Raw genomic sequence first — 13901 nt, forward strand, 5'->3', positions numbered from 1 at the left:
TCCCTAGCGCGCGTCCACCACGATGGCGGGTTCGGGGGTGGGGCACCCGAAGGAGCAGAGCCCGCAGCCGGTGCAGAATTCCGCCACCACCTCGGGATGGGGCAGGGCGCCCTCCTTGGCCTCCCCCATGCGGATGGCCACGCCCGGGTAGGGGCAGCGGTCCACGCAGGTGGTGCAGGGCTGGCTGGTCTCCCCCTCGCGCTCGTAGGTCAGGCACAGCCGGGGCTTGACCCGCGCGGTGCCCATCTTCACCGCGGGCGGGCCCTCCAGGGCCTGGTCGCCCACCTTCCGCTTCGGCCACACCAGGGCGCCGTCGGGGCAGGCCGTGATGCAGGGCAGGGAGGTGCACAGGAAGCAGGGCATGTTCCGGGTGAGGATGTACGGCGTGCCCGTGGCCAGGGCCGTCTGGGCCCCGGCCTTCAGGATGGAGTCCTGCGGGCAGGCCTCGATGCACTTGTCGCACCGGGTGCAGGCCAGCAGGAAATCGAACTCGTCCAGGGCCCCCGGCGGCCGCAGCAGGGAAGGACCGGCCCCCGTGACGGCGTCCTCCACCCGCATGGCCACGAACCCGGCCATGAGGGTGCCCAGGGACTTGAAGAAGTCCCCCCGGTCATGCGGTTCGTCCAGATGCTTGGCCATGGTCCTAGAGCTCGAGGAGACGCAGCACGGGCATGAGCGTCCCCCACAGGATGGGGTCGAAGCCGAGGGTGAGCACGCCCGCGCGCCCCTCGTCCGTAAGCCCAAGGTGGGCCAGCAGCTCGGGGGTCACCGCCACCTCCCGGGAGGAGGGCGGGTGGGTCGACCAGGTGACGCCCTGGGGCGCCTCCAGCTGGGTGAGCACCGCGCCGGGGGCCGCGGTCAGGTGCAACACCAGGAGGTCCCCGTGGAAGGCGGGTACCCGCACCTCCACGAACCGGCCCCGGGGGATCTGGGGGATCACCTCGAAGGCGGCCCGGTAACCCAGTTTCTCGATTTCCGGATCCTCCCCATTCAGCACCGTAAGGGTCTGCTCCACGAGCCCGTCCAGCCCCTTATCGCCCAGGAAGGCCACGGAGCGCAGGTGGGTGCCCCCCACCTCACCGATGCCCCCAACCAGCCTCGGAAGGGCGGCCAGCACCTGCTCCACCGCCGGGCGGTTCCGCAGGGCGAGCTTGCCCTTGGGCCAGGCCCCCTGCAGGGGCATGGGGTCCAGGGAGGGCTCGGCGTCCGGGCGCAGGTCCAGGACGCGGCCCTGGAAGCCCTCCAGGACCTCGGGAAGGGGCGTCTCGGCCAGGATGACCAGCTCGATCCCCTCCAGGAGGGCGGGGCTGGGCGCGAAGATGACCACGTCCCCCAGTTCCTCCTCCACGGTCGTGGGGCCATGGGAGAGCGGAAGCACCGAGCAATCCCGGGCTTCGAGGGTGTCCACCAGTTCCCGCCCCAGGAGGGTTCCGGCGCCAATGACGGCAAGCTTAAGCATGAAATACCTTTCTAAACACGTACGGAAGCGGCATCGGCCGGCTCGTGGTCCGCCAGGGCGGCAGCCACCTCCTGGGCCAGGAAGGCGCGCACCTGCTCCCCGGCGCGGCCCGTGAAACGACGGGCATCCAGGAGGCCCGTCAGTTCCGATTCATTCATGTTCCACGCTGGATCTTCCGCCAGCAACCGGAGAAGCGTATTGGGCTGCCCCTCCTCCTTGATGCGCCGACCCGCCTCCATGGACGCCACCCGGAACCGCTCGTGGAGATCCTGTCGGTCGCCCCCTCGCTTCACCCCCTCCATGAGCAGGAGTTCGGCCGCCATGAACGGCAGTTCCGACTGGAGCCGGGCCTCGATCATGCGGGGGTAAACCACCAGCCCGGAGGTCACGTTGCGCAGCAGCACCAGGATGGCGTCCACGGCCAGGAGCCCCTGGCTGAGGGTGAGGCGCCGGTGCGCGGAATCGTCGAGGGTGCGCTCCATCCACTGGGTGGAGGTGGTCTGGTACGAACTGGGCAGGAGCCCGGTCACGAAGCGCGCGAGGCTCACGATGCGCTCGCTTCGCATGGGGTTGCGCTTGTAGGGCATGGCGCTGGAGCCGATCTGGCTCTTCTCGAAGGGCTCCTCCACCTCCTTCAGGTGCTGCAGCAGCCGCAGATCGCAGCCGAACTTGGAAGCCGACGCCGCGATGCCGCAGAGCACCTGTCCGATGCGGTCCTCCAGCTTGCGCGTGGCGGTCTGGCCCGACACGGGGATGGCCGCGCAGCCCACCTTGGCGCAGAACCGCGCCTCCAGGTCGTCCACCTTGGCCCCATCGCCGTCGAAGAGCTCCAGGAAGCTCGCCTGGGTGCCGGTGACGCCCTTGAGGCCGCGCACCGGCGTCGTGCGCAGCACGTGGTCCAGGTCCTCCAGGTCCAGGAGCAGGTCCTGGAGCCAGAGCGTGGCGCGCTTGCCTACCGTCGTGGGCTGGGCGGGCTGGAAATGGGTGAAGCCCAGGCAGGGCTGGTCCTGCCAGGCCGAAGCGAAGTCCCGGAGGCCCGCGATGACGTCCTGCAGCCGTCGACGGATCAGCCGCAGGGCCTCCTGGGCGATGAGGAGGTCCCCGTTGTCCGTGACGAAGCAACTGGTGGCCCCCAGGTGGATGATGGGGCGGGCGCTGGGCGCCTGCTCGCCCCAGGCGTGGATGGCGGCCATCACGTCGTGGCGGAGCGAGGCCTCGAAGCGGGCCACCGCTTCCAGGTCCACCGCGTCCCGGGTGGCCCGCATCTCCGCGATCTGGGCCGCCGTCACGGGCAGCCCCAGCTCGGCTTCGCTCTCGGCCAGGGCGATCCAAAGGCGGCGCCACACGCGCATGCGGTACAGGGGCGAAAGCAGCCTCACCATCGCCTTGGACGCGTACCGGGAGGCGAGGGGATGTTCAAAGCTTTCCAGGTCGCTGGCGTCGCTGGGGGGCAGAATGGGCATGGGCCACCTTTCCCTTTCATTTTGGCAGATCGGACGGGAACGCGCTTTTATGCGCTTCTTGTGAGAAGATTTCTGTCGGAAACCTATGAGGTGTTGCCATGCCCATGTACGAGGCCCTGCGAGTCGCCGACCCTGCCATCTTCCAGGCCCTGGAGCTTGAAGTCCAGCGCCAGCGCCACCATCTGGAGCTCATCGCTTCCGAGAACTACGCATCCCGGCCCGTGATGCAGGCCATGGGGAGCCACTTCACCAACAAGTACGCCGAGGGCTACCCCGGCCGCCGGTACTACGGCGGTTGCGTCAACGTCGACAGCGTCGAGGACCTCGCCCGCACCCGCGCCAAGCAGCTCTTCGGGGCCGAGCACGCCAACGTCCAGCCTCACAGCGGCGCCCAGGCCAACATGGCTGTCTACTTCTCGATCCTGAAGCCGGGCGACACCGTCCTGGGCCTGGACCTGGCCCACGGCGGCCACCTCACCCACGGCCACCCCCTGAACAGCTCCGGCATTCTCTACAAGTTCATCGGGTACCACGTGGACCGGGAGACCGAGAAGGTCGACATGGACGAGGTGCGCCGCCTGGCCCTGGAGCACAAGCCCAAGCTCATCGTCGTCGGCGCTTCCGCCTACTCCCGCACCTTCGACTTCCCCGCCTTCCGCGCCATCGCGGACGAGGTGGGCGCCCTCATGATGGTCGACATGGCCCACATCGCCGGCCTGGTGGCCACCGGGCACCACCCCAGCCCCGTTCCCCACGCCGACTTCGTCACCACCACCACCCACAAGACCCTGCGCGGCCCCCGCGGCGGGCTCGTCCTCTGCAAGGAGCGCTTCGCCAAGGACCTGGATCGCGCCCTCTTCCCCGGCGTGCAGGGCGGTCCCCTCATGCACGTGGTGGCGGCCAAGGCCGTGGCCCTGGGCGAGGCCCTCAAGCCTGAGTTCAAGGCGTACCAGGAGCAGGTCGTGCGCAACGCCGCGGCCCTCGCATCGTCCCTCATGGCGCGGGGCTGGCGGGTGGTCTCCGGAGGCACCGACAACCACCTCATGCTCATCGACGTCTTCCAGCAGGGCATCCTGGGCAACGAGGCCGAGCAGACCCTCGACAAGGCCGGCATGACCGTCAACAAGAACGGCATCCCCTTCGACCCCAACCCCCCCCTCAAGCCCTCCGGCATCCGCATCGGCTCGCCGGCCATCACCACCCGGGGCATGAAGGAGCCCGAGATGGAACGCATCGCCGGCTGGATCGACCTGGCCCTGCGCCACCGCGGCGAGGAAGCGGCGACGGCCCGCATCCGCCAGGAAGTCTTCGAGCAGACGGGCCTGTTCCCCATTCCCGAATAGCCTTCAGGGGTACCTCGCATGGCCAGCCCATCCAATGGCCGGATCCTGGTGGTGGACGACGAGCCGCTCATCCGGGAAATGGCCCGGGAGATCCTGGAGAATTCCGGATATGACGTTGCCGAGGCCGTGGATGGCCAGGCCGGCCTAGACGCCTTCCTTGAATCGGGCGGCCGGTTCGACCTGGTCATCCTTGACCTGGTCATGCCCCGTCTCCATGGCTTCCAGGTGATGGACCGGATCATCCACGCCTCTCCCAGGACCCGCATTCTCATCAGCAGCGGTTTCTCCCCGGACACCCGGCCGGAACTGACCCGCGCCACGCCCACCACCGGCTTTCTCGCCAAACCCTACCGCAGCAAGGATCTCCTGGACCAGGTGCGCCGGCTCCTGGCCGCGGAGGGGTAGTGGAGGCCGACGGCATCTTCGTCTACGGCCCCATGCGGGAAGGCGGCCGGAACCACGCCTGGCTGATGCGAACCAACCCCGAAGGCCTCACGGCGGCCCACGTTCCTGGCCGGCTCTTCCATCTCCCCGCCAATGGCTTCCCGGCCATGGTGGCCCAGGAAGAGCCGTCCCAGCCTCCCCCCGGAGCCGGGTGGGTGGCGGGCGCCTTCGTCGGCTACGAGGACGAGGCGGCCCTGGAAAGCGCCCTGGAGGACCTGGACCCGCTGGAGGACGTGGAAGGCGGGCTGTTCACGCGGATCGTCCTCCCCGTGGTCCTGGATTCCGGCCACCGCTACGGTGCCTGGGTTTATGTATTTACGCCCGACCGCCTGCCCCGGCTCGAACGGGACGGGGTTGAACTTTTCAATGGAGACTGGAAAGAATATCTCGAAGATTGATGCTTCCAAGTATTATTGAAACCATGCATCCATGGCATTTCAGATCGATGGTACCGGGAGTCATGTGCCTTCCGGCCCTTCTCTGGGTCCTTCCAGGCACGTCGCTGTCCGCACAGGAACCTGCGCTGACAAGCGCCAAGCTACATTATTTAAGAAATAAGGTTGAGTCGGACAATCGCTCCCATCCCTCGGTCTCGCTGGCTGCGGAGGATGAAGCCCTTGCCCTCCTTGCCCGCGAACCGGATTCCGAAACCGAGACCTGGTTCCTCCTTGGCCGATTGCGGGACACCATCGTCCTCAAGGACCTGAAGAAGGCCGCCGAGACGGTGGAGCGCGCCCGGAAACTGGTGGGCCGCACCGGGAATCAGCGCGATCATTTCGCCCTGGAAGTGGAAGCCGCCAACCTGCTCCTGGCCACCGAACATTTCGCCGAGTCCAAGGCCCAGGCCGAAACCCTGATCCCCTCCCTGGAAACCTACCGCAAGGGAGCACCCAAGGATGTGGAAATGGGCCGGCTCCTGGCGCGCGCCTACCGCAACCTCTCCACGGCCCTCCGGAACCTGGGGCGACTTTCCGAATCCATCCAGACCCTCCAGAAGGCCCAACGGATCAGCGAGGAGGTCGATGACCGGAAGGGCCACGCCCAGATCCTGGACCGCATGGGCTACCTCTACGTCTTCATGCGCCGGTTCGACGAGGCCGTGGCCTCGCACCGGGCGGCCATCGCCGAGGCGGAATCCCTGGGCGATCTGCGTCTGCAGGCCCCCTTCCATCTTTCCCTGGCCAACGCCTACGGCTCCATGGGCGACTCGGACCGCCAGCTCGCAGAAATGCGCACCGCCTCGGACCTGGCCGGCAAGGTCAACGATTCGGCCACCCAGCTCCTGGTTTCCGTGAACATGGCGGATGTATACCTGGGCAAGAAGGACTACCGCCGGACCCTGAAGTTCGCCGATGCCGCCATGAAGCTGGCCGTCGCCGCCCAGGACCCGGGCTCGATCGCCGTGTGCAAGGTGAACCGGGGCATCGCGCTGAACCGGCTTGGCAGCAGCGCGGAAGGCCTGAAGGCGATCCAGGAGGGTCTGGAGCACTTCCAGAAATCCGGAGCCGTCAACGACACCGCGGAGATCGCCGGGAGCCTTGCCGAGGAGTTCGCTTTCGCCGGCGACTTCAAGCGTGCCTACGAGACCCATGTGGAATTCAAGTCCCTCGCCGACAGCCTCAAGGCGTCCCAGGACCTGAAGCACATCGCCGATGCCAGCGCGGCCTTCGAGAACGACAAGAAGCAGCTGGAGATCGAGGCCCTCCGCCGGGACCGGCGCAACCAGTCCCGCCTTCGCCTCCTGTGGATCGCCCTGGGCGGCCTGGGATTCGGCATCGCCGGGGTGTTGGTGCTTAGCCGGCGCCGGCTGGAAACGGCGAACAAGGCCCTGGCGGACATGAGCCTGCGGGACCCGCTCACCTCCCTGGCGAACCGCCGCTACCTCACCACCCGCATCGCCGAGGACCTGGCCCAGGTGAACCGCCTGCAGAGGGCCGGCAGGTCGGAAGCGGGCAAGGAGCGCATGGTCGCCAACATCGATGTGGTCTTCCTCATGATCGACATCGACCATTTCAAGGCCGTCAACGACCAGCATGGCCACGTGGCCGGGGACAATGTCCTCAAGCAGTTCGCCGGCATCCTCTCCCAGACGATGCGGGATTCCGACACGGTGGTGCGCTGGGGCGGTGAGGAATTCTTCGTGGTGGCCAAACACACCTCACGTACGGACGCCCATCTGGTCGCGGAAAGAATCCGGTCCCAGGTGGAGGCCTTCGACTTCGACCTGGGCAACGGGGAGCACATCCACAAGACCTGCTCCATCGGGTTCGCCTCCTACCCGTTCTTCCGCCGGGAACCCGGCAGGGTGGCCTGGGAGAAGGTGGCCGAAGTGGCCGACCAATGCCTCTACGCGGCCAAAACCATGGGCCGGAACACCTGGGTGGGCGTGCACGAGGCCCTGGACGCGCCCGAATCCCTGCAGGAGATCATGGCCGGCTATCCGGATGTCTCTGACCTCGTGGGCAAGGGCGTGCTCCTGGCGGAAAGCCACCAGGGCCGGCCCATCGTCTGGGCCAGCCTACCCACCACGTAGAAGCCTGATTCCCGCTACGGGTGAAGGGGACCGATGGCCAGGGCCACCAGGATGCTCAGAAGGATCAGCACGAGGTTCGCGACGTAGGCGCCGGGCACCATGGGGTGGTTCTGGAAGGGGTGGTAGGGGAGGTGGAAATGCACGGGAGCCTCCTTTCCCGCAGGATGCACCCCAAGCATGGGTCGCCTTGCGCCGTTCCGCCCAGACTTTTTCGTCCCGCGCATCCACGCCGTAAACGCAGGGCGTCCGCCTCACCCCCGGGGGGGCGAGGCGGACGCTCCGGTACGTCTACCTAGTCGAGCCCAAGCTTCTGGGGTTCCCCGGTCTCGTCGGGACCCGGCTGGCCGGTTTCGCCTTCCACGCCGTCCTCCTCCTCGTCCAGGGCCTGGGCGCTGGCGTCGATCTTCGCCAGGCCAACCACCCGGTCGGCGTCGGAGGGCAGGGCGAAGAGCTTCACGCCCATGGCCGCTCGTCCGGTCTTTCGGACACCGTCGATGCTGAAGCGGATGACCATGCCCTCCTGGGAGATCAGAAGGCAGCCTTCGCCCTCCTTCACCAGCACCGAACCCACCACCTTGCCGTTGCGAACGCCGGCCCGGATGTTGATGACGCCGGTTCCGCCCCGGCCCTGCAGGCGGTAGTCCTGGAGCAGGCTGCGCTTGCCGAAGCCCTTCTCGGTGACGGTGAGGAGCATGCCGTGGGAGGCGGTGCTTTCGTCGGCGACCTCCCCCTCGGGCAGGTCGGGCAGGGAATCCGCCACCTCCATGTCCACGATGGCGTCGCCGGTGCCCAGGCGCATGCCCCGGACGCCCGTGGCGGTGCGTCCCATGGCGCGCACATCCTCCTCGGGGAAGCGGATGGCCTTGCCCAGGGCGCTGATCAGGAGGATCTGCTGGGTGCCGTTGGAGACCCGCACCGACACGAGGCTGTTGCCCTCGTCGATGTTGAGCGCGATGAGCCCGTTGGAGCGGATGTTGGCGTAGGCGCTGAGGCTCGTCTTCTTCACCGTGCCGTCGGCGGTGGCGAAGATCAGGTGGTTGTCCTCGGGGAATTCCCGCAGGGCCATGAGGGTGACCACCTTCTCGTCGTCCTTGAGGGAGATGAGGTTCTTGATGTGCTTGCCGCGGGTGGAGGCCGCGGCCTCCGGCAGGTCGTAGACCTTCAGGGCGTAGGCGTAGCCGCGGTCCGTGAACACCAGCAGGGTGTCATGGGCCTTGGTGAGGAAGAGCCGCTCGACGAAATCCTCGTCCTTGGTCTTCATGCCCAGCTTGCCCTTGCCGCCCCGCTTCTGGCGCCGGTAGGCGGCCAGGGCCGTGCGCTTGATGTAGCCCGCCTTGGACATGGTGACCACCATCTCCTCGTCGGGAACCACGTCCTCCATGCGGATGTTGCCGGAGAAGGCCGAGATCTCGGTGCGCCGGTCGTCGCCGAACTGCTCGGCCACGCTGCGGAACTCCTCGCGGATGACCTGCATGAGAAGCGCGTCGTCGTTGAGGATGGCCTTCAGCGAGGCGATCGTCTGCTCCAGTTCGCGCAACTCCTCGAGGATCTTCTCCCGCTCCAGCCCGGTGAGGCGCTGGAGGCGCATGTCCAGGATCGCCTGGGCCTGGCGCTCGGAAAGCTTGAGGCCGGGGTTCTTCTTGATGGCCGCGGCGGTCGCGAAGGCCCCGTCCATGAGGCCCTGCTTGGCCTCCTCGGGGGAGGCGGCGGCCCGGATGAGCTTGATGACGGCGTCCAGGTGGTCCAGGGCGATCTGCAGGCCCATGACGATGTGGTGCCGCTCCTCGGCCTTGCGCAGCTGGAAGAGGGTGCGCCGGGTCACCACCTCGCGGCGGAATCCGATGAACTCCTTGAGCACTTCCCGGAGCGTCAGGATCCGGGGCTGGCCGTTGACGATGCAGAGCATGGTGATGGGGAAGGAGTTCTGGAGCTGGGTCAGCTGGTAGAGCTGGTTCAGGACGATGTCGCTGGCTTCGCCCTTCTTGAGCTCCACCACCATGCGGATGCCTTCGCGGTCGCTCTCGTCCCGGAGATCGCTGATGCCGTCGATCTTCTTCTCGTGGACCAGCTCGGCGATCTTTTCCAGCAGGGTGGCCTTGTTCACCTGGTAGGGCAGCTCCGTGAAGACCAGCTGCTCCCGGTCCCCGGCGCGCTTGATCTGCTCGACGTGGGACTTGGCCCGCACGATGCAGCGCCCGCGCCCGGTGCGGTAGGCGTCCAGGACGCCCTCCGTGCCCAGCATGAGGCCGCCCCCGGGGAAGTCGGGGCCCTTGATGTGCTGCATGATGCCGTCCAGGCCCAGGGTGGGGTCGTCCACCAGGGCGATGAGGGCGTTGCAGCACTCCCGCAGGTTGTGGGGAGGGATGCTGGTGGCCATGCCCACGGCGATGCCCTGGCTGCCGTTCACCAGCAGGTTGGGGAACCGGGTGGGGAGGCTGAGGGGCTCCTCCATGCTGTCGTCGTAGTTGGGCCCCCAATCCACGGTGTCCTGTTCCAGGTCGGACATCATCTCGTTGGCCAGGCGGGAGAGCCGGGCCTCGGTGTAGCGCATGGCCGCCGCGCTGTCGCCGTCGATGGAGCCGAAGTTGCCCTGGCCATCCACCAGGACGTGGCGCATGGAGAACGGCTGGGCCATGCGCACCAGGGTGTCGTAGATGGCCGAATCCCCGTGGGGATGGTACTTGCCCATCACGTCGCCCACCGTGCGGGCGGACTTCTTGTAGGCGCGGTTCCAGTCGTTGCCGCCTTCCTTCATGGCGTAGAGGACGCGCCGGTGCACGGGCTTGAGGCCGTCGCGCACGTCGGGGAGGGCCCGGCCCACGATCACGCTCATGGCGTAATCCAGGTAGGACTTCCGCATTTCCTTTTCTATCTCGATGGGCTCGATTCGCTGGTTCTGGGTCATTCAGTCTTCCATTCGTTCCACGTGGAACAGGGGCGAAAAAGGCAGGGTTTTCAAGGGGAAGTTAGACGTCGATGTTCTCGGCCAGCAGGGCGTTGTTCTCGATGAAACGCCTGCGGGGTTCCACGGTGTCGCCCATGAGGATCGTGAAGATCTCATCCGCTTCCACCGCGTCGTCCACCTGGACCTGCAGCAGCGTGCGCCGCTCCGGATCCATGGTCGTCTCCCAGAGCTGCTCGGGGTTCATCTCGCCCAGGCCCTTGTAGCGCTGGATGCCGAGGCCCCGCTTGCCTTCCTCGAGGATCATGACGAGCATCTCCTCGGCATTGGCGAAACTGAGCTCCCGGGACCGGGTCGTGATGCCCTGTTCGGGCTCCTCGCCTTCCACCGGGGCCGCGGGCGCGTTGCTCCGGCGGAGCTTGAGGGCGCCCCCCTGGAAGACGGCCAGGTCCGCATGGAGGGCCTTCAGCCGGCGGAATTCGCCCCAGTGGGAGACCTGTTCGTCGATCCAGAGGGTGATGGGCCGGGAGAGGTGCATGCGGGTCACGCGCAGGCGGTGCACGGCGGGAATGGCGACCCCGTCCACCAGTTCTTCCGGCAGGGTCTCCAGCTCGCATTCGCCGAGCTTCTTGGCGAGGAGGCGCACCATGAGCTGCCCCAGCTCCTCGTCGGACCCGAAGCGGCCCTCGTCCAGGAGGCCGTCCTCCAGGAGGGCGTCCACCAGGGGACGCGCGTAGCCGCGCCGGTCCAGCTTTTCATACAAGTGTTTGACTTCGCCCCACTTCTTCATCTCGCGCACGAGGGCGGGGCCCTGGTGCTCGCTGCCGTCGGGCAGGGTCAGGACCCAGCCGTCCAGGGCCTTGTTGAACAGGTACTCCTCCAGGGCCCGTTCGTCCTTGAGGTAGCGCTCCTGCTTGCCCTTCTTGACCTTGTAGAGCGGGGGCTGGGCGATGTACAGGTGGCCGCGAAGCACCAGTTCGGGCATCTGGCGGTAGAAGAAGGTCAGGAGCAGGGTCCGGATGTGGGCCCCGTCCACGTCGGCGTCGGTCATGAGCACGATCTTGTGGTAGCGGAGGTTCTCCACCTTGAAGTCCTCGGCGCCGATGCCGGTGCCCAGGGCCTGGATGAGGATCCGCAGCTCGTTGGAACCCAGGATCCGGTCGAAGCGGGCCTTCTCGACGTTGAGGACCTTGCCCTTCAGGGGAAGGATGGCCTGGGTGCGCCGTTCACGCCCCTGCTTGGCCGAGCCGCCGGCCGAATCGCCCTCCACCAGGAAGATCTCCGACTGGGCCGGGTCCTTCTCCTGGCAGTCCGCCAGCTTGCCGGGCAGGCCCGCGCTGTCCAGGGTGCCCTTGCGCCGGGTGAGTTCGCGGGCCTTGCGGGCCGCCTCCCGGGCCCGGGCCGCCTCGATGGCCTTTTCCAGGATGGCCTTGGCCTCCCGGGGGTTCTCCTCGAAAAAGCTGGTGAGGCGGTCGTAGACGATGGTCTGGACGATGCCCTTCACCTCGCTGGAGACCAGCTTGTCCTTGGTCTGGCTGCTGAACTTGGGGTCCGGCACCTTGGCCGAGATGACCGCCGTGAGGCCCTCGCGCACGTCCTCGCCCGAAAGGGCGACCTTGGCGGACTTGAGCAGGTTGTTCTTCTCGGCGTAAGTGTTGATGACCCGGGTCATGGCGGCGCGGAACCCCTCGAGGTGGGCGCCGCCGTCGCGGTTGCGGATGTTGTTGGTAAAGCAGAAGAGCGTCTCCTGGTAGGAGTCGTTCCACTGGAGGCTCACCTCCACCGTGATGTCGGCCTTGGTGTCCTCGATGTGGATGGGGGGCTTGTGGAGAACGGACTTGTTCCGGTTCAGGTGCTCCACGAAGGCGTCGATGCCGCCGGCGTTGAAGAAGTCGTGGTGCTCCCCGCTGCGCTCGTCGGTGATGCGGATGTGGACGCCCTTGTTGAGGTAGCTCAGCTCGCGCAGGCGCTGGCTGAGGATCTCGAAGGAGAAGTCGAGCTTGAGGTGGAAGATCTCGGCGTCGGGCTTGAACCGCACCCGGGTGCCCCGGCGCGTGGTGGGTCCCAGGATGGCCAGGGGGGCGTCCGCCTTGCCCTGGGTGAAGGTCATGGCGTGCTCCTTGCCGTCCTTCCAGATGGTCAGCCACAGGCGCTCGGAGAGGGCGTTGACGCAGGAGACGCCCACGCCGTGGAGCCCGCCGGAGATCTTGTAGGAGTTGTCGTCGAACTTCCCGCCGGCGTGGAGGACCGTCATGATCACTTCCGCGGCGGAGCGGTTCTCCTCCTTGTGGAGGTCGGTGGGAATGCCCCGGCCGTTGTCCTCCACGGAGCAGCTGCCGTCGTCGTGGAGGTAGACGTCGACCCGGGTGCAATAGCCCGCCAGGGCTTCGTCCACGGCGTTGTCCACCACCTCGTAGACCATCTGGTGGAGGCCGCTGCCGTCGTCCGTGTCCCCGATGTACATGCCGGGCCGCTTCCGGACGGCCTCCAGGTCGCGCAGCACGGTGATGTTGTCGGCGGTGTAGGTGGGTTCGGTTTCCTGCTGTTTGGCCTTGCTCACTTCTTCGGTCATCAATACTCGCTTTTCCTGGATTCCTGGGGTGTTGGCTAGCTGGGATTCGCGAACTTAACGGGCATCAGGATGTACCTGAAGCTCATGTCCTCGATGCTGGGGGACATGAAGATGCCCTGGCCGACGTCATCCTTGAACTGGTAGACGACCTCCTCGCCGGGGATGCGCTCGAGGAGCTCCGTGAGGTAGTCGATGTTGAAGGCCAGCTCCAGGGGGTTTTCCTCCCCCGTGAAGCTGATGGTGCCCTGGTTCACGCCCTCGTCGGGGTGCTGGAAGAAGACGCGCAGGTTGGGGAACTCGAAGAACAGCCGGACGTTCTTGTTGTAGTCGTCCTTCTTCAGGCCCACGACGCGCAGCGTCTTGAGGAAATCCTCCCTGTCCACGATCACTTTGCGCGGGAGCTCGGAGGGCAGGACCTTCTCGTAGGCCGGATAGTTGCCCGTGACCCGCCGGGTGGAGAACTTGAGTCCGGGCTGGTCCATGAACAGGCTGCGCTCGTCCCAGGAGAGGGTGAGGTGGCCGTCGTCCCCCAGACTGGAGGGAAGCAGGTCCAGGGCGCGCCGGGGCACGATGATGCGGGCGTCGGCTTCCAGGCCCGTTTCCATGGGGACTTCCACCACCGCCAGGCGGAATCCGTCGGTGGACACCACGCGGATGAAGGTCCGCCCCATGTGCAGCAGCACGCCGGACAGGGCCGGCTTGGTGGCGTCCTTGCTGACGGAGATGGAACCGAGGTTGATCGCCTTGCGGAAGAGGGCCGCGGGAACGACGACGCTGGGAAGGCCGGCCTCGGGCTTGGGCAGCTCCGGGAAGCCTTCCCCGGGCTGGATGTTGTGCTCAGAGTTGAAACCCTTTGCGCGCAGCCAGATGCGGTTGCCGGTGTCCGGCCACTCGAGGGTGAGCAGGCCGTCGGGATAGACCCGAACGGTCTCCACGAACTTCTTGCCGGGGATGGCCACGGTGCGGTTGCCGCGTCCCTCGACCGGGAGGACCGCCTCGAAGGCCAGTTCCATGTCCGTGGCCTTGAGGGTCATCTCGTGGTCCTGAACTTCCACCAGGACGTGCTGGAGGATGGGCAGCGTCACCCTGCGTTCCAGCGCGTGCTTGAGTATCCCGAGCGTCTTATCAAGACGTTCCTTGGAGACCTGTACTTGAAAGTTCATGATTCACCCTGATTATGCTGAG

At 66.8% G+C, this 13901-nt stretch carries 11 protein-coding genes; 4 read left to right on the forward strand and 7 right to left on the reverse strand.

Annotation, left to right across the window (positions count from 1 at the left end; translation table 11 throughout):
* Positions 1-3: 3 nt before the first annotated feature.
* From ACZ5LB_RS14920 to purB, 3 genes are read right to left on the reverse strand one after another with little or no spacing between them, the layout of a single operon-like run.
* Positions 4-639 carry a 4Fe-4S dicluster domain-containing protein gene (locus ACZ5LB_RS14920; RefSeq protein ID WP_464603002.1) on the reverse strand — a complete coding sequence of 212 codons (636 nt, stop codon included), beginning with the start codon at positions 637-639 and terminating at the stop codon, positions 4-6.
* Positions 640-643: 4 nt separating this feature from the next.
* Entirely contained in the window at positions 644-1459 is an 816-nt protein-coding gene (locus ACZ5LB_RS14925) for a hypothetical protein (RefSeq protein WP_464603003.1), read from the reverse strand.
* Positions 1460-1470: 11 nt separating this feature from the next.
* On the reverse strand, positions 1471-2922 hold the full coding sequence (gene purB, locus ACZ5LB_RS14930; RefSeq protein WP_464603004.1) for an adenylosuccinate lyase: 1452 nt from the start codon (positions 2920-2922) through the stop codon (positions 1471-1473).
* Positions 2923-3026: 104 nt separating this feature from the next.
* Here purB and ACZ5LB_RS14935 point away from each other — a divergent pair, with 104 nt between their 5' ends.
* The 4 genes from ACZ5LB_RS14935 to ACZ5LB_RS14950 all read left to right on the forward strand — a co-directional run bounded on the left by ACZ5LB_RS14935 (position 3027) and on the right by ACZ5LB_RS14950 (position 7242).
* On the forward strand, positions 3027-4265 hold the full coding sequence (locus ACZ5LB_RS14935) for a serine hydroxymethyltransferase (protein WP_464606318.1): 1239 nt from the start codon (positions 3027-3029) through the stop codon (positions 4263-4265).
* Positions 4266-4283: 18 nt separating this feature from the next.
* Positions 4284-4670: a response regulator gene (locus ACZ5LB_RS14940; RefSeq protein WP_464603005.1), complete on the forward strand. Its 387-nt coding sequence runs from the start codon at positions 4284-4286 to the stop codon at positions 4668-4670.
* Entirely contained in the window at positions 4670-5107 is a 438-nt protein-coding gene (locus ACZ5LB_RS14945; protein ID WP_464603006.1) for a gamma-glutamylcyclotransferase family protein, read from the forward strand. Before ACZ5LB_RS14940 ends, ACZ5LB_RS14945 begins: the two co-directional genes overlap by 1 nt.
* 278 nt (positions 5108-5385) lie before the next feature.
* Positions 5386-7242, forward strand: coding sequence for a GGDEF domain-containing protein (locus tag ACZ5LB_RS14950; RefSeq protein WP_464603007.1), 1857 nt, complete (start codon positions 5386-5388; stop codon positions 7240-7242).
* A gap of 14 nt (positions 7243-7256) precedes the next feature.
* On the opposite strand, the gene ACZ5LB_RS14955 is transcribed toward ACZ5LB_RS14950, so the two are convergent.
* The 4 genes from ACZ5LB_RS14955 to dnaN form a co-directional block, all read right to left on the reverse strand.
* The gene (locus ACZ5LB_RS14955; protein WP_464603008.1) at positions 7257-7385 is read right to left on the reverse strand and encodes a hypothetical protein; all 129 of its coding nucleotides are present in this window, start codon (positions 7383-7385) and stop codon (positions 7257-7259) included.
* 149 nt (positions 7386-7534) lie between these two features.
* A complete protein-coding gene (gyrA, locus tag ACZ5LB_RS14960; protein ID WP_464603009.1) occupies positions 7535-10147 on the reverse strand; it encodes a DNA gyrase subunit A in 2613 nt (870 codons plus the stop codon).
* A 61-nt stretch (positions 10148-10208) separates the two neighbouring features.
* Positions 10209-12716: a DNA topoisomerase (ATP-hydrolyzing) subunit B gene (gyrB, locus tag ACZ5LB_RS14965; protein ID WP_464603010.1), complete on the reverse strand. Its 2508-nt coding sequence runs from the start codon at positions 12714-12716 to the stop codon at positions 10209-10211.
* Between the two features lie 35 nt (positions 12717-12751).
* On the reverse strand, positions 12752-13879 hold the full coding sequence (gene dnaN / locus ACZ5LB_RS14970) for a DNA polymerase III subunit beta (protein WP_464603011.1): 1128 nt from the start codon (positions 13877-13879) through the stop codon (positions 12752-12754).
* Between the last annotated feature and the right edge of the window lie 22 nt (positions 13880-13901).

Source organism: Mesoterricola sp. MK458 (assembly GCF_055384935.1).

Bases quoted from the DNA above. Each gene is read 5' to 3' on its own strand.
- ACZ5LB_RS14920 (WP_464603002.1), bottom strand. From the start codon at position 639: ATGGCCAAGCATCTGGACGAACCGCATGACCGGGGGGACTTCTTCAAG.
- ACZ5LB_RS14925 (WP_464603003.1), bottom strand. From the start codon at position 1,459: ATGCTTAAGCTTGCCGTCATTGGCGCCGGAACCCTCCTGGGGCGGGAA.
- purB (WP_464603004.1), bottom strand. From the start codon at position 2,922: ATGCCCATTCTGCCCCCCAGCGACGCCAGCGACCTGGAAAGCTTTGAA.
- ACZ5LB_RS14935 (WP_464606318.1), top strand. From the start codon at position 3,027: ATGTACGAGGCCCTGCGAGTCGCCGACCCTGCCATCTTCCAGGCCCTG.
- ACZ5LB_RS14940 (WP_464603005.1), top strand. From the start codon at position 4,284: ATGGCCAGCCCATCCAATGGCCGGATCCTGGTGGTGGACGACGAGCCG.
- gyrA (WP_464603009.1), bottom strand. From the start codon at position 10,147: ATGACCCAGAACCAGCGAATCGAGCCCATCGAGATAGAAAAGGAAATG.
- gyrB (WP_464603010.1), bottom strand. From the start codon at position 12,716: ATGACCGAAGAAGTGAGCAAGGCCAAACAGCAGGAAACCGAACCCACC.
- dnaN (WP_464603011.1), bottom strand. From the start codon at position 13,879: ATGAACTTTCAAGTACAGGTCTCCAAGGAACGTCTTGATAAGACGCTC.